Annotated in this window: 19 protein-coding genes; 10 read left to right on the plus strand and 9 right to left on the minus strand. The window is 67.0% G+C overall.

Annotated elements, in window-relative coordinates; genetic code table 11:
• Position 1 precedes the first annotated feature (1 nt).
• The 4 genes from ABD301_RS09455 (at position 2) to ABD301_RS09470 (ending at position 4,768) form a co-directional block, all read left to right on the plus strand.
• Positions 2-1,033 (plus strand): autoinducer 2 ABC transporter substrate-binding protein, encoded by a 1,032-nt coding sequence (locus ABD301_RS09455; RefSeq protein ID WP_344308993.1) that lies wholly within the window; start codon positions 2-4, stop codon positions 1,031-1,033.
• A gap of 164 nt (positions 1,034-1,197) precedes the next feature.
• Positions 1,198-2,706, plus strand: a complete 1,509-nt coding sequence (locus tag ABD301_RS09460; protein ID WP_344308995.1) for a sugar ABC transporter ATP-binding protein — start codon at positions 1,198-1,200, stop codon at positions 2,704-2,706.
• Positions 2,703-3,716 carry an ABC transporter permease gene (locus ABD301_RS09465; RefSeq protein WP_344308997.1) on the plus strand — a complete coding sequence of 338 codons (1,014 nt, stop codon included), beginning with the start codon at positions 2,703-2,705 and terminating at the stop codon, positions 3,714-3,716. Before ABD301_RS09460 ends, ABD301_RS09465 begins: the two co-directional genes overlap by 4 nt.
• Positions 3,716-4,768, plus strand: a complete 1,053-nt coding sequence (locus ABD301_RS09470; protein ID WP_344308999.1) for an ABC transporter permease — start codon at positions 3,716-3,718, stop codon at positions 4,766-4,768. Before ABD301_RS09465 ends, ABD301_RS09470 begins: the two co-directional genes overlap by 1 nt.
• Before the next feature lie 31 nt (positions 4,769-4,799).
• On the opposite strand, the gene ABD301_RS09475 is transcribed toward ABD301_RS09470, so the two are convergent.
• Complete coding sequence (locus ABD301_RS09475; RefSeq protein ID WP_344309001.1) at positions 4,800-6,029, minus strand: MFS transporter; 1,230 nt, start codon at positions 6,027-6,029, stop codon at positions 4,800-4,802.
• Positions 6,030-6,168: 139 nt separating this feature from the next.
• Between ABD301_RS09475 and ABD301_RS09480 the strand changes: the two genes are divergently transcribed.
• From ABD301_RS09480 to ABD301_RS09490, 3 genes are all read left to right on the plus strand, one after another.
• On the plus strand, positions 6,169-6,360 hold the full coding sequence (locus ABD301_RS09480) for a hypothetical protein (protein ID WP_163570488.1): 192 nt from the start codon (positions 6,169-6,171) through the stop codon (positions 6,358-6,360).
• A gap of 47 nt (positions 6,361-6,407) precedes the next feature.
• Entirely contained in the window at positions 6,408-7,631 is a 1,224-nt protein-coding gene (locus tag ABD301_RS09485) for an ROK family transcriptional regulator (protein ID WP_344309004.1), read from the plus strand.
• Positions 7,632-7,756: 125 nt separating this feature from the next.
• Positions 7,757-11,230, plus strand: coding sequence for an alpha-N-acetylglucosaminidase TIM-barrel domain-containing protein (locus ABD301_RS09490; RefSeq protein ID WP_344309006.1), 3,474 nt, complete (start codon positions 7,757-7,759; stop codon positions 11,228-11,230).
• Here ABD301_RS09490 and ABD301_RS09495 read toward each other — a convergent pair.
• A complete protein-coding gene (locus ABD301_RS09495; protein ID WP_344309008.1) occupies positions 11,227-11,772 on the minus strand; it encodes a DUF3558 family protein in 546 nt (181 codons plus the stop codon). The two genes, ABD301_RS09490 and ABD301_RS09495, sit on opposite strands and share 4 nt — an antisense overlap.
• 208 nt (positions 11,773-11,980) lie before the next feature.
• A complete protein-coding gene (locus tag ABD301_RS09500) occupies positions 11,981-13,336 on the minus strand; it encodes a UDP-glucose dehydrogenase family protein (RefSeq protein ID WP_344309010.1) in 1,356 nt (451 codons plus the stop codon).
• A gap of 285 nt (positions 13,337-13,621) precedes the next feature.
• Between ABD301_RS09500 and ABD301_RS09505 the strand changes: the two genes are divergently transcribed.
• The 3 genes from ABD301_RS09505 (at position 13,622) to ABD301_RS09515 (ending at position 17,648) form a co-directional block, all read left to right on the plus strand.
• Positions 13,622-14,752 (plus strand): acyl-CoA dehydrogenase, encoded by a 1,131-nt coding sequence (locus ABD301_RS09505; protein WP_425551910.1) that lies wholly within the window; start codon positions 13,622-13,624, stop codon positions 14,750-14,752.
• 227 nt (positions 14,753-14,979) lie between these two features.
• The gene (locus tag ABD301_RS09510) at positions 14,980-15,882 is read left to right on the plus strand and encodes a transcriptional regulator (protein WP_344309012.1); all 903 of its coding nucleotides are present in this window, start codon (positions 14,980-14,982) and stop codon (positions 15,880-15,882) included.
• Complete coding sequence (locus ABD301_RS09515; RefSeq protein WP_344309014.1) at positions 15,879-17,648, plus strand: gamma-glutamyltransferase; 1,770 nt, start codon at positions 15,879-15,881, stop codon at positions 17,646-17,648. Before ABD301_RS09510 ends, ABD301_RS09515 begins: the two co-directional genes overlap by 4 nt.
• Before the next feature lie 53 nt (positions 17,649-17,701).
• On the opposite strand, the gene ABD301_RS09520 is transcribed toward ABD301_RS09515, so the two are convergent.
• From ABD301_RS09520 to ABD301_RS09545, 6 genes are all read right to left on the minus strand, one after another.
• A complete protein-coding gene (locus ABD301_RS09520; RefSeq protein ID WP_344309016.1) occupies positions 17,702-18,448 on the minus strand; it encodes an SAM-dependent methyltransferase in 747 nt (248 codons plus the stop codon).
• Positions 18,449-18,669: 221 nt separating this feature from the next.
• Positions 18,670-19,218: an AAA family ATPase gene (locus tag ABD301_RS09525; RefSeq protein WP_344309018.1), complete on the minus strand. Its 549-nt coding sequence runs from the start codon at positions 19,216-19,218 to the stop codon at positions 18,670-18,672.
• A 59-nt stretch (positions 19,219-19,277) separates the two neighbouring features.
• The gene (locus ABD301_RS09530; RefSeq protein ID WP_344309020.1) at positions 19,278-21,233 is read right to left on the minus strand and encodes an ArnT family glycosyltransferase; all 1,956 of its coding nucleotides are present in this window, start codon (positions 21,231-21,233) and stop codon (positions 19,278-19,280) included.
• Between the two features lie 24 nt (positions 21,234-21,257).
• Positions 21,258-21,842: a hypothetical protein gene (locus tag ABD301_RS09535; protein WP_344309022.1), complete on the minus strand. Its 585-nt coding sequence runs from the start codon at positions 21,840-21,842 to the stop codon at positions 21,258-21,260.
• 84 nt (positions 21,843-21,926) lie between these two features.
• A complete protein-coding gene (locus ABD301_RS09540; RefSeq protein ID WP_344309024.1) occupies positions 21,927-22,760 on the minus strand; it encodes a DUF1028 domain-containing protein in 834 nt (277 codons plus the stop codon).
• A 140-nt stretch (positions 22,761-22,900) separates the two neighbouring features.
• Positions 22,901-24,577 (minus strand): hypothetical protein, encoded by a 1,677-nt coding sequence (locus ABD301_RS09545; RefSeq protein ID WP_344309026.1) that lies wholly within the window; start codon positions 24,575-24,577, stop codon positions 22,901-22,903.
• Positions 24,578-24,585: the final 8 nt, after the last annotated feature.

Genomic DNA, 24,585 nt, shown 5'->3' on the forward strand with positions numbered 1-24,585 from the left:
AATGCCAAGGACGACGTTGCTTTCCCGAAGCGTCACCGTTTTCACCGCTGTGTTACTGGTCGGCGTGGTGGCGTTGACCGGCTGCAGCAAGAAGAACACCGGTGCCACCGCCGATGGCACCAGGAAAATCACTGTCGCTTTCGTGCCCAAGCTGCAAGGAATCCCGTATTTCGAGGCGATGAACTCCGGTGGCAAGAAAGCCGCCGCCGCGCTCGGCGTCAACTGGATCTACAAGGGCGCGACGACCGCTGATCCGGGCGCGCAGACCGACATCGTGAAGTCGCTGATCCAGCAGAAGGTGGACGTGCTGGTGGTCGCGCCCAACGACCCCGACTCGCTCGCGCCGGTGTTGCAGGATGCCAAGAACGCCGGCATTCACGTGATGACCGCGGACACCGACGCACCGAACTCGATCCGCGAGGTGTTCGTCAACCAGGCCACCGTGGACGGCATCGGGATGGGCCTGACCGACTCGATGGTCAAGGCCATGGGAGGCAAGGGTGAGTACGCGATTGTCTCTTGTGGACAGACGGCCGCCAACCTGAACTCGTGGATCGCGGTCCAGCAGAAGTACGGCGCGCAGAAATACCCGGGCGTGAAGCTGGACGGGATCGTCTATGCCGGTGAGGATCAGGCGAAGGCGGTCACGATGGCCAAGCAGCTGATGGCCGCGCACCCGAATCTCACTGGTTTGGTGGGCGAATGCACGTCGTCCGCACCGGGAGTTGCCCAAGCCGTACGGGAAGCCGGAAAGACCGGCAAGGTTTTCACCGTGGGCCTCGGAACTCCACAGGCCATGAAGCCGTATCTGCAGGACGGATCGAGCAGCAGCGCGATCCTGTGGGACGTGGAAAACCTCGGCTACCTGACCGTGTGGGCCGCCAAGCAGGTCGCGGACAAGAAGCCTTTCACCACCACCAACAACGTCAGCGGTTCGCTGCCGGCCGTACAGTATTTCGGCGACAAGAAGATGCTGCTGCTGGGTGACCCGTTGGTGATCACCAAAGACAACGCCGACAAGTACAGCTATTAGGCCGTGTCTCTCCATTCCAGGCGGCGAGGGCCGAGCCCAAACGCCGTCTGCCGGCACCGGGAGATCGCCCCCATACAACAAAGGTATGAAGGCGACCTCCCGGCACCGGCAGAACGCCGTTTGGATCTCGACCCTCATCCACCTGGAATGGAGAGACACGCCCCATGAGCTCGCCTTCGGTTCTGCTGGAGATCGCTGGTGTGCAGAAGCGGTACGGCGGCGTGCATGCGTTGCGTGGCGTCGATTTCTCCGTACGAGCCGGTGAGGTGCACGCGCTGGTGGGCGAGAACGGTGCCGGCAAGTCGACGCTGATCAAGATCGTGTCCGGTGCCGAGTCGCCGGACACCGGTCAGGTGTCGCTGGACGGCAAGCCGCTCTCGCTCGGCAGCACCTCGGCGGCGCTGGATGCCGGCATCGCCACTGTCTACCAGGAACCGCAGCTGTTCGGCGAGCTCACCGTGGCGGAAAATGTCTTTATCGGGAGGGAACTGCGCCGCTTCGGCCGGGTCGACTGGCCGAAGCAGCGCACCCAGGTCGCGTCCTTGTTGCGACGGCTTGGCCTGGATCCACGGCTCGCGGACGTACGGGTCGCCGATGTCCCGGTGGCCGAACAGCAACTCGTGTCGATCGCCAAGGCGTTCGCCCACGACGCCCGGATCCTGATCCTGGACGAGCCGTCCGCGATCCTGACCGACCGGGAGATCGAGACACTTTTCACGGTCGTACGAGGACTTCGCGACTCCGGCATGGGCGTTATCTACATCAGTCACCGACTGGACGAATTAGCGCAGGTGACCGACCGGGTCACCGTGTTGCGGGACGGGCAGGTGGTGGCGAGCCAGCCGACCCGCGAACTTTCGGTACGCCAGGTCGCCGAACTGATGGTCGGCCAGCCGCTTTCCGACCTCGCCGGCAAATCCGCCGCCTCCGCGCAGGGCTCGGTGCCCGCACTTTCGGTGCGCGACCTGTCGCGCGGAGAAGCCTTCACTGACGTGACTTTTGACGTACGCACCGGTGAAGTCGTCGCCCTCTACGGGCTTGTCGGATCCGGCGCAGGCGACATCGCGCGCGCTCTCTTCGGGATCGACACCGCTTTTTCCGGAACAGTTAGCCGAAACGGCAAGGTCATCACGCTGGCGGACCCGATTGACGCGGTCCGGCACGGCATCGCGATGCTCCCGGCGAACCGGAAACTGCAGGGCGTTTTCGCTCCGCAGAGCATCGCCTTCAACATCTCCAGCGCGCACCTGACATTCCTTTCGCGCCTGCGGCTGTGGGTGGACCGCCGGCGCGAGCAGGCCACCGCCACCGACCTGATTTCCCGGATGGGCATCAAGGCGCCCGGTCCAGGTACCGCGGTGGGCACGCTTTCCGGTGGCAACCAACAGAAAGTGGTGCTGGCCCGGCAGTTGGTCGAGCGCCCGGACGTGCTGGTGCTGCAGGAACCCACGCAAGGCGTCGACGTGGGCGCCAAGGAAGAAATCCACCGGACGATCGCCTCGCTCGCCGAGGCCGGCAGTGCGGTGGTGCTGGTTTCCTCGGATCTGCAGGAGGTTCTGTTGCTCGCTGACCGGCTGCTGGTCGTACGCGCCGGCCGCATCACCGCTCGCTACGGGCGTGCCGCCGAGCAGGTCGAGGTGTTGGCTGCGGCCGCTGGGGAGGTCGCCGAGTGACCACAGTGGACACCCCGGTCCGGCGGCGGCCGATCGTCCGAGCAATCGAGGGCCAGGAACTCGCGCTGGTCGTGGTCATCATTGTGTTGTGTGTGGTTCTTTCGTTGATGACCCGTACTTTCCTGACCGCGTCGAACCTGAACAACATCCTGTTCTCGGTGGCCCCGATCGCCATCATGGGGATCGGGATGACCGCGGTGATCGTCACCGCCGGCATCGACGTGTCGGTGGGCAGCGCGGCGGCGCTGGTCATGGTGATCGTCGCACTGCTCGTACGGGACTCCGGCCTGCCGTTTCTGCCGGCCGTCGTGGTGGCGCTGGTGTTGGGGTCGATTTTGGGGACTCTGAACGGATTACTGGTCGCGTACGGGCGGGTCCACCCGATCATCATCACTTTCGGGACACTGAACATCTACCGCTTCGTGTCTTTGCAGATCTTCAACTCCCAGGACGTCACGGGCGTCCCGCCGACGCTGCAGTTTTTCGGCGGTGGGGCCAGTGGCAGCACCCTGGGGGTGTCCAACGCCTGGTGGCTGGCGATGCTGATCGGCGCGGGAATGTGGATTTACATGCGATATTGGGCCACCGGGCGGCATCTCTACGCGATTGGCGGTGATCCGGACGCGGCCCGGCTGGCCGGCGTAAAAGTGGCCCGGCGCAGGGTCGCGGCGTACGCGATGACCGGTCTGCTGGTGGGCCTCGCGGCCTGTTGCCTGATCGGCAGCGGCGGCCTCATTCAGCAAAATTCCGGCACTGGCTTGGAGCTTCAGGTCATCGCGGCCGTTGTCATCGGCGGCACCAGCATTCTGGGCGGTCGAGGCACAGTTTTGGGGACACTGCTGGGCGCCCTGCTGGTCGGCATCGTCTCCAGCGCGATCACCTTGCTCGGCTGGCCCAGCGACCTCACCGACCTGTTCATCGGTCTTTTCATCCTGCTCGCCGTCGGGGTTGACCTGGTGCGCCAGCGCCGCCGGCTGGCCGGCCACCTCGGACGCCGGAAGGTTGGCTGATGGCAACGCAAACGGCGGAACCGGCGGGCAATCCGGTCAGCCGGATCGTCCGGATCATTCTCACCGAGCGGGTGGCGCTGCTGGCGATCCTGCTGGTAATCATGGTGGGGTGGCTCAAGTTCCTGGAAGCCGGCGACTATCTGACCGCGCCCTACGACATCTCGTACATGGCGTCGGCGCTGGAGTCGATGGTGCCGCTTTGCCTGCTGGCCATCGCCGAGCTGGTGGTGATGGTTTCCGGCCGCGGCGGCATCGACCTCTCGGTCGGCGCGATGGTCAGCCTCTCCGGTATGGTCTTCGGCTTCCTGGTAGGAAAATTGTCCTGGCCGGTGCTGCCGGCAATTGTCGTGTGCTTGCTCTGTGGTGCCGTGCTGGGCGCGATCAACGGCGCCCTCGTCGCGTACCTGCGCTTCCCGGCGTTGATCGCCACCCTTGCCACCTACTACGCCTTCAGCTCGATTTCCTTGGTGAGCAGTCACAGCGACCCTATTTCTGACAAGCCGGTGCAGGACCTGCACTCACTCACACAGCCGGTCACTGTCGGATTCCTGCCGCCTTTTCCGTTGCAGGTGCTGACTTTTCTGCTGCCCTGCGTGGTGGTCGCGTGGCTGGTTCTGAGTCGTACGACCTACGGCCGGAAACTCTATGCCGTCGGCACCAATGACGCGGCCGCCCGCTTCGCCAGCATCCGCGTCTCCAGCGTACGTTTCCGCGCTTTCGTCGCCGCCGGCATCATTTCCGCCGTCGTCGCCGTCGTCACCGTTGGCCAATTCGCCTCCGCCCGTCCAGACGCCGGCACCGTCGGCAACGGCATGGCCCTGCCCGCCATCACCATCGCCGTTCTCGGCGGCGTCGCCATCTCCGGCGGCGTCGGCCGCATCGGCGGGGTGGTAGCGGCATCTTTGCTGATCGTGTGGCTCAACGCGGGCATCCTGCTGATGTTCACCGGCTCCCAAGGCAGCCAGTTCCAACTGCTCGCGCTCGGTGTCGTTCTGATCGGGTCAGCGTTGTTGAACTCCTTCACGCTGCGCCGGTACGGCTCTTTGCAGTAGGTCGCAGCGTCAATGCCACCGCCGACCAGTACTAGCGGCGGACTTTTCGCAGTGGGTCAGTGGAAGCTTGATAGGCCGTCCAGAGCAGTGTAAGCAAAGCAAGCGCAGCAACGATTAAGAGGAGGTCTCCGGCGGGTACGTGCCGGCCGGCGGCCGAAAGTGGGTAGGACGCGGCAAAGCCGAGGTACGAGACCGCCTGGTAGGCGGCGGTCAGCCCGGCCAGCCGGTCCGGTCGGGCGATCCGCTGCACCTCGCGGAGCCCGCAGACCTGGCAACATCCGTAGCTGGCGCCAAGAATCAGCGCGGCGAGGACAGCCAGCGCTGGCTGCACCAGGGCCGCCGCAGCGGCCGCGACGAGAACTCCGACCACCACGAGTCCCAAAGCGGTGCCCAACAGCCACGGTTTGCCCGGCCTGTCAACGAAACGGGCGAGTGGCTGGGTGGCGATACCGGTGGCCGCGCAGAGCGCGGTCATGCCCGTACTGAATATCAGCGCGTTGTCGCCGAGACTACTTTTCACCAACCCGGGCAGATACGCCACCGCGATCGACACCGAGCCGAAAACCCATGGTGCCAACGGAACAACGACAAAGAGGAATCGACGGTCGCGGATTTCCGGTATCCGTAGCTGTCCCAGCAAGCTGCCCGGGCCGGTATGAAAGCGAGTCTCCGGTGCGCCGAAAATGAGAAAGAAGGCGACCGCCGCGAGCAACAGATGAGGCAGGTACGGGACCACCGTCGGAGCCGGCCCCCACTGCGCCAACACGCCGGAAACCAGTGGCCCCAGGCCAAAACCGACGCTCATCGCCACCGTGATCCGGCGCGGGCTCAGGCTGCTGCGGGAAGCTGAAAGTTCCTTGATCCAGGCGGCTCCCGAGCTGAAAGCGGCGCCACTGGCGACCCCGGCGAGCAGCCGGCCGGCGAAGAGCCACCCGGCGCCGGTGCCGCCCAGGATCAGCAGCAGGCTGGCGACAGCCGAGACCACCAGCGTTGGAGCCATCACTCGGCGGCGGCCGTACCGATCCGACATCGGGCCGCCGAACAGCAGTCCGGGAATCAGCCCCAGCACGTAGAAACCGAAGGTTCCCTGCACGGTGGTCGTCGACAGGCCGAGCGTGGACTGGTACATCAGCAACAGCGGCGCGAACTGCTGCGCTCCCCATCCCACCGCCGCCACCGCGACGCCGGCCCGGAGCCACCCTCGCGGATCACTCGACGCGGTCAGGTCGACTGCGCCCGTACGCGCCTCGTCAGCTGTCACCCCCCGATCATCGCCGCTGCGATCCCGGAACTCGAGTGGCAGGAACGCCACTATGCGTACAGTTTCGGCCACCAGATGACAGCCAGAAAGAGAACCTGGGATTCTAGACAAATGTGGACAGTCGAATTCGACTCATCTGATGAACCGCGACGAGTCTGGGGCCGCGGGCGGGCGCGGATTTCGACGGGCCGGTGCTGCGGCCTCCACTTTGACCAGCGGTGCTGGCCGTGCTGGCCGGACCGGAGCCGCTGAGCCGGAGTTGCCGGCCACCGGTTGGTTCGCGACCGCCGGCGGTCGCGGTCCGGATGTCGAACCGCCGGGCGAGCGATAGAAGGAGTAGTTTCGTAAAGATCTTTCGTTTCGGCCGGTGGAGGTGGCGTGCAGGCGAGCAGCAGTCCGGCGTTGTTGCGCGAGATCAACTGCGCCAAGGTGTTCGCCGCGCTGCGGGGCCGCGATGCGTTGCGGCTGACCGAGATCGGCGAGCTGACCGGGCTGTCCCGCCCGACGGTCTCGCAGGCGTCCGAGCAACTGGTGGCTGGCGGGCTGGCCGAATATGTCGAGGAAGAGGCAGCGGACCAGCCGCGGATCGGCCGGCCGGCCCGGGCCGTACGTTTTCGCCGCAGAGCGGGATATGTGCTGGGGATCGATATCGGCCCGCACAAGATTCTCGCGATGCTCGCGGACCTGACCGGCTCGGTGGTCGCGAAAAAGCGCCGCGACGACGATTTCGCTAGCTCTGGGCAGCAAGTTTTGGCCGCTGTAAGGGAAACTGTGACGAGCCTGCTGAAAGAGGCGGGTATTGCCCGCCATGAGGTGTGGTCGGTAACGGTGGGCACACCGGGCATCGTGGACCCGCACACCAGGGCGGTGACCTTCGCGCCGAGCCTGCCGGACTGGAACGAGATCCGGCTGGCTGACGCGCTCCGACGCTCGTTTTCGGCGCCGATTCAGGTGGAAAACGACGTCAACCTCGCGGTGATCGCGGAGCGGTGGCTGGGGGTGGCCACCGGGGTTAGTACGGTCGTGTTCATTCAGTGGGGCGCGCGAGTGGGTGCCGGCCTGGTGATCGGCGACCGGTTGCACCGCGGCGCGGCCGGAATGGCCGGCGAAATCGGCTATTTGAGCGTACTGGACGGGCAGGCCGGGGTGGTGCCGGACGAATCTGGGTTGGGGCCGCTGGAAAGCCGGGTCGGTGCGGGCGCCATCATCGAGGCGGCCGGCAGCCGGCGGCGGCGCGGCCGGCGGGCCGACCGGCGGGCCGAGGAAACCGACGCGACCGCGGTTTTCGCCGCCGCCCGTGCGGGCGACGAGGCGGCCGCGCAGGCGATCGACGAGGTGGCGGCCCGGCTGGCCCGCGGTCTTTCGGCTCTGTTGCTCGTGCTGGATCCCGAGATGGTCGTCCTTGGCGGCGGAGTGTCCACCGCGGGGCCGTCGCTGCTGTCGGCCATCGAGCGGCACATCGAGCCGCTCGCGTTGGCCAAGCCACTGCTGACGCTGTCCGCATTGGGCGACGAGGCGACCGCTCTCGGTGCCGTCCGTCTTGCCCTCACCGACGTGGAAGACCGATTGCTCCCGGCTGCCACCGATCCGCTGGCCCGCTGACCGCGTTCGGCCATTCCCGGAGCGGAGGCGTCCATCCCTTGACGCCCATCCGCCGGTCCGTCAGGGTGATCCGTAAATAACTTTCGAAAGATGCCTTCATTAGTACGCCACCTGGAGGGTCAGTCATGCGTGCCAAGGCTTTGGTGCTGGTCACCGCCGTTGCGGCGGCCCTGCTCACCGCCCCGCAGGCGCCGGCGAACGCGGCTGGAGCACCCTTCGACTCCCGGCCGGCGCAACAGGCACTGACCCGGCTGATCGGACCTCGCTACGCCAGCCAGGTGACCTTGCGGGCAACGCGGAAGGGGACCGGCAAAGACCGGTTCCGGGTGTCCGCCGACCACGGCCGGCTGGTCGTGGAGGGCACCAGCCCGGCCGTCGAGCTGACGGGCTTTGGTTGGTATCTCAAGTATGTCGCGCACGCGAACATCGAACTGGAAGGCAGCCAGCTCAACCTGCCACCGCGCCTTGCGCTGCCAGCGCAGCCCATCGAGCACACCGCGTCGGTGGACAATCGCTTCGCGCTGAACGACACCAATGAGGGCTACGCCGGCGCGTACCTGACCTGGCAGCAATGGCAACACCGGATCGACGTGCTGGCCTTGCACGGCATCAACGAGGTGCTGGTTTACGAAGGACAGGAGGCCGTGTACGAGCGCGCCTTCCAGCAGTTCCATTACACCGCGGCACAAATGCGGAGTTGGATTCCGCAACCGGGCCACCAGCCGTGGTGGCTGCTGCAGAACATGTGCTGCCTGGGCAGCCCGATCTCGCAGCAACTCATCGACCGTCGCGCGGTGCTCGGCCGGCAGATCGCGGATCAGTTGCGATCGCTCGGCATGACGCCTGTTCTTCCGGGCTATTACGGGACAGTGCCGGCCGGATTCAGTGCGAAGAACCCCGGTGCGCACACTGTTCCGCAGGGTATCTGGGCGGGGCTGGAACGGCCGGACTGGCTCGATCCCACCGACCCGTTCTTCGCCAAGGTCGCGGCCGCCTTCTACCAGGTGCAGACCCACCTTTTCGGCCCCAGCACGATGTACAAAATGGATTTGCTGCACGAGGGCGGGATAGCCGGACCGGTCGATGTCGCGGCCGCTTCGCAGGCTGTCCAGCGGGCGCTGGAAACCGCGCATCCGGCCGCGATCTGGGCCATTCTCGGCTGGCAGTCCAACCCGCTGCCAGCGACCCTGCAGGCCGTCGACCGGTCGAAGATGTTGGTGCTGGACGGGCTTTCCGAGCAGGGCTCGGTCACCGACCGAGACCAGGACTGGATCGGTACGCCGTATGCCTTCGGCACCATCTGGAACTTCGGCGGACACGACAACATGGGCGCCGGGCTCGCTGAATGGAACCGGAAGTTCCATGCGTGGCAAGCAAAATCTGGTACGGCCTTGAATGGCATCGCGCTGATGCCGGAAGGTATCGACAACAACCCGGTCGCGGTGGACTTCTTCGCCGAAATGCCTTGGCAAGATGGCCCGGTCGACATGGCCAGCTGGTTCGCCAGCTATGCCCTCGCCCGCTACGGTACGGCTGACCTGCATGCCGCGCAGGCTTGGCAGATCCTCGGCAAAACCGCGTACAACCTGCCGACCACGGTCGACGGGAAATATCCGACTGCCTTGTACGACGATGAGCCGAGCATCACCGACACCGGCGCCGCGCTGGGCTACGACCCGAACACGTTCACGCCCGCCCTCGGCGACCTGCTCCAAGTGGCCCCGCGGCTGCGGAACAGCAGCGCCTATCGGTACGACCTGGTCGATGTGGCCCGTCAGGTGCTGGCCAACCAAAGCCGTGCGCAGCTGCCGCCCATCCAAGCCGCCTTCGCTGCCAAGGACATCACGAAATTCGAGCAGTTGACCGGAAAGTGGGCGCAGAGCATCAAGTTGATGGATGCCCTGCTCGGCACTGACAGCAATTTCCTGCTCGGCAGCTGGCAGGCCGAGGCGAGCGCGCAGGCCGCGAACCGGACCGAGGCCGCAGCGCTTCGGTACGACCTACGGTCCCTGGTGTCGCTGTGGGACTCGGGCACTCCGGATCTGCAGGACTATGCCCGCCGGGAGTGGAACGGGCTGGTCGGTGACTATTACGGCGGCCGCTGGCAACTATATTTTTCCAGCCTGGACAAGGCTTTGCGGACCGGTCAGCCGGCCGCCGACATCGACTGGCACGCGTACGCCAACACCTGGGCGCATCAGGACACCGCTTATCCGAGCCAGCCACATGGCGACTCGTACGCGCTGGCCAGCCGCGTCGCGGATGGGCCGGCCGGCACCCTGACCGCGACCGCGGCGACGGCCTGGGTGAAGCCCGGCGGCACCGCCCAGGTGACCGTTGTTTTCGCCAACAGCAACCTGATCCGGTCGGCGGACAACGTCGGACTGACGGTGTCCGCGCCGGCCGGCTATGTCGTACGCCCAGCGACTCCGACGACCACCAGGCAGGTCCCGGTGGGAGGCACCTTCACCGCCAAATGGACCGTCGCCGCGCCGGCGAACGCGCCCTCCGGCAGCACGCCAGCCCTGAATGCCGGCGTTTCTTGGCGCTCTGGCTCGGAAAGTTCCCGCGCCACCGCCGCCGCTCAGCTGTTGGTCACCGGTGACATCGCGGCTCCGTACACCACGGTCTCGACCAACAACGCCGGCTTCGCCCAGTCCGGGGACAATTTCTCGATCGCCGGCGGCGGTGCGGACGTGTGGGGTGACCGCAACGAATTCGGAGCGGTCTATCGCAAAAATGTGCTCGCCGACGACCAGGCAGTGATTACCCAGGTGACGAGCCAGGACAACACTTCGCCGTACGCGCGCGCCGGCCTGGTCGCGAGCAACGACCTGTCCGCGAGCGGATCCGCTGGCTACGCGACGATCGGGGTGACACCTGGCCACGGCTGCGTCTTCGGCTGGGACCGGGACGGCAACGGCACGATCGACAGCTCCGCGGAAACCGGCGGTTTCGCGCCCACTGTCTACGTACGACTTGGCCGGCACGGCGACCAGCTCAACGGATCTTGCAGCAGCGACGGGAAAAACTGGACTGTGGTGGGCAGTGCGACCGTTCCTGGGGTGGCCGCCGGCGAAGACGTGGGCATGGTTATGAGCGCGGTCAACGCGAACACCGGCCTGACCGGCCTGGCCCGTTTCCACGGCTTCGCGGTCGGCTCGTACGTGCCAGCCGCGCCGACGACCGGCGCGGCGCTGAGTGTCGGCAAGCCGGTGACCGCGCAGTCGTCCGAGCCGGGAAACTCGGCGACCGCGGCGAACGACGGGAGCCGGTCGAACGATCCGTACTGGGGTAGCAAAATGGAGACCACCGGCACCTGGTGGCAGGTCGATCTCGGGGCCCCCACCGATATTTCCGCGGTGAACGTACGAAACTACGTCGACGGGACCCGCTTCTACACGTACCAGCTGCTCGGCAGCACCGACGGCACGCACTATTTCGTCCTGGGTGGCAAAAGCAACACCAACCCCGCGACGGACGCCGGTGACACCGCCCGTACGGAAGCGACAGTGCGCTACGTGAAGATCATTGGCCTGAGCAACTCGGCGAACTCCAGCTTCCATCTCACCGAGGTCACCGTTTTCGCGAGAGGTTAGGTCAGTTTGGGGAGGACCTTGGCGGCGACCGTCTTGTTGGCGGCGAGTTGCGACTCGGGGTGGGCGGTGTCGCTGTATTTCAGCGTCATCAGGAAGGTGCCCTTCAGCACCCGGAGATCCTGGTCACCGCCCACATAAGCGGCGTCGCCGACATCGGTCACTGGCTTGGACGAGGAGTCGAGTTTCTGGGCGGAATCGAAGGCTTCCCTGGTCGTACGCGTAAGGGTGATGCGTACGACGAGAAAGGCTGGGTCGAGGGTCCATTCGCAGGACAGGATGGGTCCGTTGGTGCCTGGGAAGTGTTTGGCGACCGGCTTCCCGACGGCGACGCTCACGTCGTTGTCGGTGATCAACGTGCATGGATCCGGTACGGAGGTTTCGGCCGAGCCGCTGTCGGAGGAGGCACTGGCCGATGGGGAAGCTGCAGCCACCACCGGTGGAGCGGCGGGCGCGGTGGTTTTCTTAGTAAGGAGGCCACAACCGGTCAGCGCGAGCGCGCCGGTCAGCAGAACCGTGGCGAGGGTGAGGGTACGGCCGGCCATAGGAACTCCTTGGACGAGCTGGCACCAGTTCGGCCAGCCGACCGAGAAAGTTAGTGACCGGTGCGATCCTCGTCACCGCGGCAATGGACCCGTACGAGGGCAACCCGCGCTGCCCCCGCCGAGGCACTTTCGGGCAAGCGCGATAAGGGCCTGAAAAGCTCATCGCGGGCCCCGCCGAAGCGGAGCCCGCGATGGAACTACGGCAAAACTACGGACGGCCCAGCCCGCGGTATTCCCAGTTGGCGGCGCGCCACAGCTCCGGGTCGAGGCAGTTGCGGCCGTCGACGATGCGTGTCGCGTTCACCACATCGGCCAGCGCGACCGGGTCGGCGTGCCGGAACTCCTCCCACTCGGTGAGCACCAGCACCACCTCGGCGCCCTTGGCGGCCTCGTCGAGCGACGCCGCGTACGACACCTCGGGGAGGTCGCGGCGGGCGTTCTCGTTGCCCTCCGGGTCATACACGACCACTGAGGCGCCGGCGTCGTGCACCTTGCGGGCCACCGCGAGGGCCGGCGAGTCGCGTACGTCGTCGGAATTCGGCTTGAAGGCGGCCCCCAGCACGGCGACCTGCTTGCCGGCGAGGGACCCGCCGACCAACTCGGCGGCCAGGTCCACGACCCGCTGCCGGCGACGGAGGTTGATCTCGTCGACCTCGGACAGGAAGTTCAGCGCGGCACCGACGCCCAGTTCCTCGGCGCGGGCCCGGAACGCCCGGATGTCCTTGGGCAGGCAGCCGCCGCCGAAGCCGACACCGGCGCGCAGGAAGCGGTTGCCGATCCGCAGGTCGTACCCGATCGCGCGAGCGAGCTGCGTCACATCGGCACCAGCGGCCTCACAGACCTCGGACATCGCGTTGATGAACGAGATCTTGGTGGCCAGGAACGAGTTCGCGGAGACCTTGACCAGCTCGGCGGTGGCGAAGTCGGTGACCACCACGGGGACCTCGCGGTCCTCGGCGGCGGCCAGCTCGTACACGCCGCGGTACGTCTTGTCGAGCATCTCCTTGGCCCACTCGGTCTTCACGCCGAAGACGAGCCGGTCCGGACGCAGGGTGTCCTCGACCGCGAAGCCCTCGCGGAGGAACTCCGGGTTCCACGCGACCTCGATCTCGGCGTGCTCGGGAGCGTGCTTGGCGATCAGCTCCTCGACCCACTCCGCGGTGCCCACCGGCACCGTGGACTTGCCGACGATCAGCGCGCGGCCGTGGATGTTCTTCACCACCGAGACCACGGCGGCCTCGACATACCGCAGGTCAGCGGCCAGCGAGCCCTTCTTCTGCGGGGTGCCGACGCAGACGAAGTGCACGTCGCCAAAGCGCGCGGCCTCCGCGTAGTCGGTGGTGAAGCGCAGCCGGCCGGTGGCCAGGTTGCGCTGCAGCAGCTCGTCTAGGCCGGGCTCGTGGAACGGCACCTGCCCGTCGGCCAGCTTGCCGATTTTGGCTTCGTCGACATCAACGCCGAGCACGTCGTAACCCAGCTCCGCCATCGACACGGCGTGGGTGGCACCGAGATAGCCGGTGCCCAGTACGGTCAGCCGAGGGCGTTGCGGTGTGATGGGTGGCACGCTGGGGAACCTCCGTTGGCTTCAGCGTTTGGGCGCTCTGCGGGGCGGTTGTGCCGCTGCGAATGGGCGCACTTTGTTAACGGAACAATGTCGTCGGACGAGGATAGACGGTGTGGATCGTGTCACCCATGTCCGGGAGTGTTACTGGCCGGTAGTCTGTGACCTGAGTCACCGACGTGTTGCTTTGCGTTGCTGGTTACCGGCCCGTAAATCACGCTACTTTCATATTCTCGCATACCGCTTGAAGAGGAGAATTCCGTGGACCCGTCATTTCAGACCTACCGCCTGACGGATGACCACGACACGGTGCGCGCCGCCGTTCGGGAAATCGCCGAGAAGGCCATCGAGCCGTACGCGAAAGACGTGGATGAGCAGCCCAGATACCCGCAGGAAGCGCAGGATGCGCTGGTTTCGTCCGGTTTCCACGCCGTTCACATCCCGGAGGAGTACGAGGGTGCCGGCGCCGACTCGATCGCCACTGTCATCGTGATCGAGGAAGTCGCCCGGGTGTGTGCTTCGTCATCCCTGATCCCGGCCGTCAACAAGCTCGGCAGCATGCCGGTCATCCTGTCCGCGTCCGAGGAACTCAAGCGCGAGGTGCTGCCCCCGGTGGCCCGCGGCGAGGCGATGTTCTCGTACGCGCTGAGTGAGCGCGAGGCCGGTTCGGACGCGGCCGGCATGCGTACGCGGGCACGCCTGGACGGCGACCAGTGGGTGCTCAACGGCACCAAATGCTGGATCACCAACGCCGGCAAGTCCACTTATTACACGGTGATGGCGAAAACCGACCCGGACGCCGGCACCCGCGGCATTTCGGCTTTTGTCGTACACAAAGACGATCCTGGTTTTTCGGTGGGTACGAAGGAAACCAAGCTCGGCATCAAGGGCTCGCCGACCTGTGAGATCCACTTCGAGAACTGCACCATCCCGGCGAACCGCATTATCGGCGAGCCGGGCACTGGTTTCGGTACGGCGATGAAGACGCTCGACCACACGCGGCTGACGATTGGCGCGCAGGCGGTCGGCATCGCGCAGGGCGCGATCGATGCTTCGCTCGGATATATCAAGGAACGCAAGCAGTTCGGCAAGTCGATCAGTGAGTTCCAGGGCGTCCAGTTCATGCTCGCCGACATGGCGATGAAAACCGAGGCCGCCCGGCAGCTGATCTACGTCGCCGCATCCAAGGCCGAGCGGCAGACCCCTGACCTGACTTTTGCTTCCGCCGCCGCGAAATGCTTCGCGTCGGATGTGGCGATGGAGGTCACCACGGACGCCGTGCAGCTGTTCGGTGGGTACGGCTACACCACCGACTTCCCGGTCGAGCGGATGATGCGGGACGCCAAGATCACCCAGATTTACGAGGGCACCAACCAAATCCAGCGCATGGTGATGGCCCGCCAGCTGCTCAAGCGCTAGCCGTTCGCCGTCTGGAGGAGTTGGTTGGCTAGTTTTGGTGCCCTGTTTGTCTCGTTTTGTGGGCGGGTATGCGATGAGCATTCTCTGTAGCCGCCACCTTGTGGAGGGACGTCCGCATCGACGCGATGCGTGCGTCAGGCGAATCACGCACTTTGCTCTCGATCCTTGGCGTACGTGAGCACTTATGATTTGATAAGTGCTCAACGGATCGTAAGTGGGGTGCCAGGGTGGCTCATCCGACCAGACTTTTGCAGGACCTGGTGCACCAACGCGTACGACTGGGCATCCTGGTAGCGCTGGCTGGCAGTCAGCGGCTCGGCTTCACCACGTTGCGCGACGCACTCGGGCAGCCGGACAGCGGGCTGAGCCGGCATCTGGGCGTGCTGGAGGCGGCCGGCCTGGTGGGGACGCGGAAGGTCATCGAGGACAACCGGTCCAAGACCTGGGTGTGGCTGACCGACACCGGCCGGCAGGCGTTGCGGGCCGAGCTGGATGGCCTGCAGAGCATGATGGCCGGCCTGTCGGACTCCATGGCCGCGGCTGATGAGATCGCCGGCTCGGCCGAGGTTTTTGTGGAACTGCTGGGAGATTGGCCACCAGTTGGTACGCCAGAAGGGCCTTCGCCGGACGAGCTCGTGCTGGTCGATCCGCCGGCTGGTTTCCAGCTGGTACGTGACCTGCCAATTGACGAGAAATACGAGCTGGCGGGCGTAAAAGACTGGGGACGGGCGGAAAGTCAGCGGCTTGCGTTTCGCAGCCACGGCCTGCGCGGCGGTCGCCTGCGGCAGTGGGGACAGCGGCCGAGCGACGCGGACAGCGGCGCGGGCGTGATCGTGAGCCTGCTGTTGATCGAGTTGGGCAGCGAAGCGGCGCCGCCGGCGATTATGGGCACATTCGCGCCGTCGACACTGCCAGTTCCTCAGGTCCCGGACAGTCGAGGGTACGTCCTGCACCTCGGGGGCCGGTTCCCGTTCGCCGGGGTCTGCTGGTTCGGCCATGGGTGCCACTTGATTTGTGTTACCGCACAGGCAAACGAGCCGGCGATCGTACGACTGCTGGGCGCTCAGACCGCGGCTGCCCAGCACCGCCGGCTCACCGAGCTGAAAGCTCCGGGACAGGAGCGGGCATGACTATGGATCCATCAGACTGGCCAGTGTCCGAAGTGGACGACTATCTGGGTCGGGGGGCCGGCGAACGTCGGTTGGTGGCCGGCACCGGCACTGCCGAGACCGCCATGGTGGTCGGCTCGACCGGGCCGTTTTCCCAACTGGTGGGCCGAAAGGCGCTGGCCGCCGGGGGCACCGCGACCGATGCGGTGGTGGCCACCTCGCTGGCGCAAATCGCGCTCGCGGCCGGTGGCTGGGTGTCGTACGCGGGCATCTTCAGCCTGATTCACTACACGGCCGCCACCGGGAAAATCGACTCGCTGAGCGGTGGTTTCCAGCCGTTCGCGGCGGAAACCGACCCGGCCAGCATCCCGCGCCGGCCAGCGCCCAGCGGCCGGACCGCGCTGGTGCCCGGGTTCATGGCCGGGGTCGCCGCGGCCCACCAGCGGTTCGGCGCACTGCCTTGGGCCGACCTCTTGCAGCCGTCGATTTACCTTGCCGAGCAGGGCTTTCCGGTACGGTCCGGGCAACAGCGCCAGTTCGATCTGCGGGCCGACGTGCTGGCCCGTACGTCCGAGGGTCGGGATATTTTCATCAGGGACGGCAAACCGCCGCGCGAGGGTGAGGTTTTCCGGCAGCCGGCGCTGGCCGCCAGTTTGCGCGCGCTGGCAGCCGAAGGCGTCGCCTGGATGTACGAAGGTCCGTGGGCACGGGAATTCGTCGAGGTCGTCGGCCGCGAAGGTGGTCATGTCAGCCTCCAGGATGTGGCCAGCTACCAACCCATCTGGTCCGATCCGGTGAGTACGGACGTGTACGGGCACCAGGTTTTCGCGGTTGGCCAACCCGATCGTGGTGGGGTCGCGCTGCTGGCGGGTCTGAATCTGGTCGAGGCGGCCGAAATAGCGGATCCGGTCACCGATCCGGACGCGCTTTACTGGCTGATCCAGATCGCCCGGCAAACCGTCCGTACCGGATCGGACCTGGAGCGGGAGATCAGCAAGGAGCACGCCCGCGAGCGGTGGCAGCGGATGCGGGCCGCCGGCGGTCCGGCCGGGCCGGTTGGCAGTGAGTCGGGCGGCCATTCGGATTTCGTCCTCGCCGTCGACGCGGCCGGAAATGTCGCCGCCGCCTGCCATTCGATCAACACCAGCCTGTGGGGCTCGACCGGACTTTTCGTCGGTGGCATCTCGATTCCGGATGCGGCCTGTTTCCAGCAGCAGGTGCTGGCCGCGCTGCCGCCGGGCGCGCATCTGCCTTTTCCCACCAATCCGGCGATCGCGTTCCGGCACGGCCGGCCCGTACTGGCCTCCAGCAGCATCGGCGCCGGCCTCGGATCGTCGACTTTGCAGTGCGTGCACGCCGTGCTGGCGCTCGGCGCCGGCGTCGACGAGGCCGCCGGCCGGCCATTGGTGCACGGCCCGGACTATTTGGTCGGCGACTCGGTGAATGCGCCGGTTGCGGATTCCTTCCAGCGGACCGCCGAACGTATCAACGGTCCGGGAGTAGGCGCGGGCTGGATGGCGGCGGTCCGCAAGGCCCGCGACGCCGCAGTGCCCAGGGATCAGGTCTGGGCGGCGGTGATGGCCGAGATCCCGCAGGTCGTCGACGACCGCTTCGGCCCGGAAGTGCTGGCAGGGGTGGAAAAACTGGGGCTGAAGACGTCTGCGCGGTCGGTCGACGACCCGACCGTCCCGCGGGGTTACTGGGGCGGCATCGCGATCAGTGAAAGCGCTCCACGCCTCACCGGCGCCCGTACGCCGTTTCTTCCCGGTGAGGTCGAAGGCCTCTGACCACCGCGAGGGTGACGTTTTCCAGCAGACAAACGTCACCCTCGCGGCGGGTTTTATGAGCGGCGGGCGGTCAGAATGAGACGGCGGGACGCGAGGGTGTACGGCTCGCCGTCGGGACTGGAACAGAGCGAGATATCAGTGAATCCCGCGGCCCGGAGCAAAGTGCACAGGTGGCCGCAGGTGAGGACGTTGTAGACCGCCGTCGAGCTGACGGTCTCGGTGCCCCGGCTGAATCGGTAGTGGGACAGCTGGAGGCTGTTGGCCACGTCGTATTCCCGGCTCACCTCGACCGTGATGTCACCGGTCGCCATGGTGTCCTCACCGCCGGTGAAGCCGGGCAGGATGGACTCCGCGGCCCCGCCGTAGTCGATGACGAGGCCACCGCCGGAGCGGACCGTGGCGGCCAGCGCGGCGAAGTAGTCCGCGGTGCCGGTGGCGTCGAAATAGCCGAGGCTGTTGCCCATGCAGATGGCCGCGTCGTACGAGCCATCAGCCGGAAGTTCGCGCATGTCGGCGAGCCGGAAATCCACGTCTGGCCCCGCCTTTCGCGCGTACCCAATGGCCTCCGCGGACAGGTCGACGCCGGTGACCCGATGTCCGCGAGCGGCCAGCGCCAGGCTGTGCCGGCCGCTGCCGCAAGGAGCGTCGACGATCCGGGATTTTGGCGCCAGGTCGAGAGATTTCTCGATGAAGTCGACCTCCGCCGCGGTCATCTCCGGTGGCACGGCACGCCGCCAGAACTCGTTCGGAAGCTCGGTGAAGAAGGTGCTGTACCAGGATGAGGAAGTGCTGTTCGACAAGGGAATGTCTCCAAACAGGGGTGTACGGAAAAGAGAAAACGTGTTTTCCGGGCACCACAGACAAACCCTCGCCGCAGGTCAGGATGACCGGCGGAGCGCGGTGGCCCGGAACGAGATCCGGGCAGCCATGGCTTCCTCCACAATGATCGCCAGGCCACTGCCTGACGAAACGTATCCCCGACAATAGCAGGAACGGCGGCGAATCCGGCGTGAGTTTGGCCTCAGGCCGTCCGCAGGTATTCGGCCAGCACGGTCTTGGCCGCCTGGGCCGCGGTCAGCTCGCTGGTGTCGATGACCAGGTCCGCCACCGACGCCATCCAGTCGCGACTTTGCGCGTACGTCCGAAGATGCGCGAGCCGCCAGTCCCGCACCTTGCCGCTGACGGCCGGATCGTCGGCGAACTCGTCACTTTTCTCTATGCGGTCCCGAAGAACTTCTTCCTCGGCGTCCAGCAGCACCATGAACGCGGAGACTTCCTCGGACCGGAAGCGGTCGAAGATCTCCTGGTAATACTCCTCGCGGAGCAGCGTCTGCGGCACCACCCATGGCCGGTGCGTGAACCGGGCCAGCTGAATGGCGCCCTCGGCGACCAGCGGCCGCCACGGCGTCCAGTCCTGGAAGTCGTCGACGGGGATGTCCCCGAGGCTGTGCCGCAACAGCGCGCCGACCAGCTCCGGATCATAAACCCGGCAGTCCGCAAGCACCTCGGTCAGCTCGTTCGCGGTCGCCGTCTTACCGGCCCCGAACGTGCCGTTCAGCCAAATCAGCACGTCCCGAGGTTAGCCTCGGGAGCGCTGGAATGATCATGCGCGGGGCGCTTGAGAAGGATTCAGCGCGGGCTGCCGCCCTTGGTGAGCCGCGGGTTGAGGGCGACCACGCTGGTGCTGGCCGGGCTGGTGGTGACGCTGGTCTGCCAGCCAGGGGGCAGCACGTTCGCGCAGTCAGCGGCCTTCTGGCGTACGCACAGCACCGCGTCCAGGTTGGACGTTTCCGAGGCGGGCGACTGATAACCGGGCACCGCGCTGTCCAGCACCACGATCGTGGTCCTGCCCTGCGCGGTGCCCAGCAGCTGCCAGATCCCGAACTCCGGCGTCTCCTCGAAACCGGCCAGCCCGATCCGCTGGGCGCCGGCCGCGCGGATCATGGCGACCGCCGCCGCCACATCGGGATTTCGGGGCAGTGCCTGCGTGTCCAGCGGTCGCTGTTTGAAGACGGCCGGACCCAAAGCCCGCGGCGAAGCGACCAAAGCCGTCATCCCGGACAGCGTGACGGTGACCGCGAGTCCGCCGCCGATGGCGGACTTCAGAGAGGTCGCGCTCGGCCATTTCTGGGTCAGCCGGTTGATCGCGACCGGGATCAGCGGGCAGCCGGCCAGGATCGCGCCGAGGAACAGTCGGGCAATCCAGGGCTGGTACGAAATGTACGACACGAAGGCCACCGACGAGATGACCAGCGAGATCGCGTACGCGCGCTGAACGGCTAGCCCGACCGCGATCAGCGCCAGGATCGCACCGATCACCAGGTAGGTCTGCCACGGGTTCGGCTCGTATTTTTCGTCGTTGTCATAGCGACAAAGAAACTTGTTCGTACCGAATTCGGTATTCGGGTCATAAATGCTGCGGTGCGCGAGCTGGTGGATCGCGCTGGTGGCAGCGCACACCGCCTTGGTCTCCACCGGGTCCGCGCTGACCAGCTCGCTGGACATGATTTTGGTGCCGTTCATGGCTATCGTGATCGGATCGTGCGCGCCGATCAGGATGCTGTTGGTGGCTGGCGGCCCGCTGGGCGAGCCCCACAGAATGGTCTCGACCACCAGGTACGGCCCGGAGATCGCGATCACGATGACCGCCGCGAGAGCGGCCCATTTGACGCCGTCGAGCCGCTGGCGAACGAGGATCCACACCCACCACAGGCCAAAACCGGCGGCTAGCGGGATGGTGGTGCTTTTGGTCAGTACGGCCATGCCCAGGGTTATGCCGGTGATGGCGGCCAGCCACCAACTGCCCTTGCCGTCCCGGAATTCCAGCACCAGGCTGGCGAAACCGAGCAGGAAGAACCCGGCGATCAGGTCGTTGGAGGTGCCGGACGCCTGCACGACCAGCGCCGGCGCGGTAAGGGTGAGGACCGCGGCCAGCATCCGGCCGGCCCGGCCGCAGCCGAGCTGGCGGGCGATCCGGTACGCGACGATGCCGCACGCCAGCGCAGACGCCCACTGCATCAGCGGGGTCGCCCAGATCGTGTCGCCCAGCACCCGCAGCGTGAAGCTCAGGTATTCGCCGCCCGGCGCGTAAGTCACCTGGCGATAGATGATCGACGCGTACGGGTAGATGGAGTCGTTCAGCCGCCAGTGCTCCAGCCGCGCCAGGTGATACGTCATGCTGTCCTGGGTGTTCGGCAGCCACACTTGGCCAAGGATCAGCTCCACCAGCGCGAAGGCCGCCATAGCGACCACGGCCACCCACTCGTACGCGTACACCTGACCGGCCCGCGCCCTGACGACGGACCACCACTGGCGAGGGTGTGCGTCAGCCGGGATCTCGCTCCCGCCACGCCGCCAGCGCAGCACCAGGACTGCTGCCAGCGCGAGGACCACCACGACCCAGACCAGGACCAACGCCAGCCTGGTCGCCGCCGACGGGATCGACAGCAGCTCCAGCACGACCACCGCGGTGACACTGGTCAGCACTCCTGCGCGCAGCACCAGTCCACTCAGGTCGGCGCCGGGGCGTTTGAGCAGAAAGAAAAAGAGGGCCCCGGCGATGGCCGGCAACGTTGCCAAGGTCACCAGTCGAACGATACAGGTGGGGTTCTAGTGCGGTGGATTCTGCGGCCAGTTGAGGGTGTTCTCGCCCGCATAGCCGGCCGTCGGCGGGTCGTTCGTACCGGCGCCGACCAGCGGCGAACCGGCCGGGCCGCCGCCGAAGGGAGCCGGCTGGCCGCCGTACCCGCCGTAGCCACCCGGGCCGCCGAAGCCGCCGACCGCGGCCGGCCGGGCCCGCCAGCGGGCCCACTGGGACGGCACCACGATCGGCATCACTCCGACCAGCCCGACGATCATCGCGCCGCCGCTGACCACCAGGATCGACAGGCCGTCACCGATCGGCTGATAGACCCCGAGCACCGACACCAGCGCCGACGGGATCAGCGCGAGCACGGTCAGCACCAGGAACGGCAGGCCGACGATGAAGCTCGCCAGCGGCGACATCCGGGTCGCGATCAGCATCGCGTAGACGACTCCGCAGGCCGCCAACACCAGCAGCGGCAGCACCAGGCGGCTGGGGGTGATCGCGAACTGTGCATACGCGCTGTAAGTCTGTTTCACGCTCCAGCCGACGCCGATCAACATCAGCGGGGCGAGCAGGATGCCCAGCACCAGGCCCAGGATGTGACGCATGGCCGCCCTCCTATGATTTCGGGTTTGGCCGGACCTTAGCAACGTCGTACGGGCCGGGGCGGGACTCTGGAAAAGCTGTGCCCTTCAGTCCTCCAACAGCGCGGCGAGATGGGTAAACTGCCCGCCACGCAACCATTCCTCCCAGCCTGGCCGCTGTCGCAGCTGCGCGAATGCGGTCCGCGCGGACCGCAGGTCGCCGCGCCGGGCGGCCTCCATCATCGCGTACACGTCCCGCGGCCCAGCCGGCCCGAGCAGCGCCAGTGTCGCCGAGTCGGAGTTCTCGTACGCGCGCTGAAGCAGCAGCAGCCTGTTCAGCTCGCTGAGCGGATCGCGGGAGTCGTCCACCCGCAGATCGAGCGAGATCTCGTCCCACGGTTCGGCGCCGCGGTTCGCGCTCACCACCAACAGCGCCGCCGACTGCCTCCCACGGAGGTCGCCGCCGGCCCGCTCGCCGGCCTGCAACGCGGCCAGCAGTCGCTCGGCCAGCTTCGCCGAGCCGGGCCCTGTTGGTGCATTCATGGTCATCGCGTTAGCCATCGCGGGCAGGACCTCGGCGTTGGCCAGCATGTTCCCCTGCACGGCCCAGCCGTCCCCGGTCAGGTGCCCGGCGACCGCGAGACAGTCGACGCCGGTGTGGACCGCGACCGTACCGTCCGCCGCCAGCATCGCCACCTGCCGTACGGATGGGTCGGTGTCCGCGCCGAGCAGCTCGGTCAGCGTCACGTCCGGCCGCTGGCCGGTCGCCAGCCGGGCCAACCCGCGCGGCCCGTAGCCGCGTCTGGTTTGGGACTGCGTCGCCACCGCGCCGACACCGCAGAGCGCGTACGGGACGGCCCTGCCGACGGCGAGAACACACGAGGCCACCGCGACCGCGAGCTCCCCACTGCCCGGATCACGGGCCACGATCGAGTACGTCATCCAGCAACCCTAGGCACGTTTTGTCGCCTCCGACGAACACCGGTCCCGTCCAACGCGCTCGATGTCGGTGGGCCTTGGCGCCGATGTTGGGATCTCGACTCTCCCCCCGGAATCAAGACGACTTCGTCGTCCAAAGCCCTCTAGCCGGCGGTGAGGCAGGAGTGCGCGGCGGGGAGCGGGTCCGTGCTGGTCGGTGGACCTGGGTGCAGGAGATAGGCGACAGCGCCGCGGCCGGGGTGGACTGCGGTGTCGACGGTGCCATAAGTGCGCAGAGCCTCGGGGAGGCCGGTGACCTCGTACGGCTGGCTGCCGGCCACCAGCAGCCACACACGGGTGGCGTTCGCGAACAGCGGTTCGGCGGGATGGGCCTGGCAGGTGGCGTCGGCGGGGCGGAGCGAGACAACACCGCGAAGCTTGGGACTGCCGGTGCGGCGCCAGTAGATCCGGGTGAAGGCGGCCGCGGCGGTGTCGGCGAGTACGACGTCACCGGACTTCAGTTGGGTGCTTACGCCATCCAGCAGGAGATGGACGGGTGGCAACGCGGCGCGAGTGGCGGCGACGGCGCTGGCTGAGGTGAGGACGCGGTAGCCCATGCCGGACACCAGCAGCACGATGGCGACCGCGGCGGCGCCGACCCTGGTGGGGTGCCGCCAGGGCGCTGGGGCTTCCTCGGCGGCGTCAGCGACCCAGTCCGGCGAGTCGGCGGCTGTACGGGCGCCGTCGACGGCCGCGCCGAGCAGCAGGAGGACGGACGGCACGACCCAGAGAGCGGCCCGCTCCCAGAGCGGGTACGTGCCAATGGTGGTGGTCAGGGCGGCGGCCGCCAGCGGGGCGAGGACGAGCAGGCCGTCGAACGGGCGGCGGATGAGCAGACGTACGGCACCCAGGACCGCGGCCAACAGGACGGCCACCGCGACCGCCGCGTCCAGTGGATTGGAGGCGAAGTGGCCGACGAGTTGGCTGGTCCACGCGGTGGTGGTGCCGCCATTTGGCGGGAAGGCGCCGAGCCGCTGCCAAGCGTCCCGCAGGGCTGAGTCGGCCGCCGACGGGCGGAGCGCGACCAGCCAGTCCAGCGCTAGCGCGGCCCAGAAAATCAGGCTCCAGATCGCGAAACCGGCTACCCGTACCCACTGCGACCGCAGCACCATCTCGATCAGCAGCGCCAAGGCCAGTGCTGGCACTGTGATCACGGCGGCCTGGCTGACCAGCAGAGACACCGCGCCCAGGCCCCACCAGCCGGCCATCGCCCGGCGATCCTCGGTGTGTCTCACGGCCACCGCGGTGCCGATCAGGACGACCGTGCCGAGCACTTCGAACGAATACTGCCCGGCGGTCGCCGATGCGAGCACCAGAAACTGATTGGCGGCCGCCAACATGAGCACGGTGAAGGCGCCGGCCAGCGGGAGCAGCCGGGCCGCCAGGATGACCAGCAACGCGGTGGCCGCGAGGTCCGCGAGCAGCGAAGGCGCGTGCAGGACACGCTCGTCGGTGCCGCCGAGGTCCACCAGCACGCCCTGCAGCCACAGCCAGCCGGGCGGAGCGGTCTGCAGGCCCAGGCCATGCGTCGCCCAGCTGGAGGCGCCCAGCACGGTCGCCTCGTCGGCAGTCAACGTGTGCGTGTTCCACCAGGCGCCCAACCGCAACCACAGGCCGTACCCGATCGGCAGCACCAACAACAGCCAGAACCAGCGAGCCAGCTGAGGCGGGAGCGGACGATACGGCCGGCGGGGCGGCGGCTGCGCAGGCTCGATCAGGCCGCGCGACCGGGTGTGCTTGCGGCCGGTCGCGACCGGCTCAACCGGGACGCCCCGGGGCATCTCCGCAG

Origin of the sequence: Fodinicola feengrottensis, from assembly GCF_039530045.1 — a bacterium.
GTDB lineage: Bacteria > Actinomycetota > Actinomycetes > Mycobacteriales > HKI-0501 > Fodinicola > Fodinicola feengrottensis.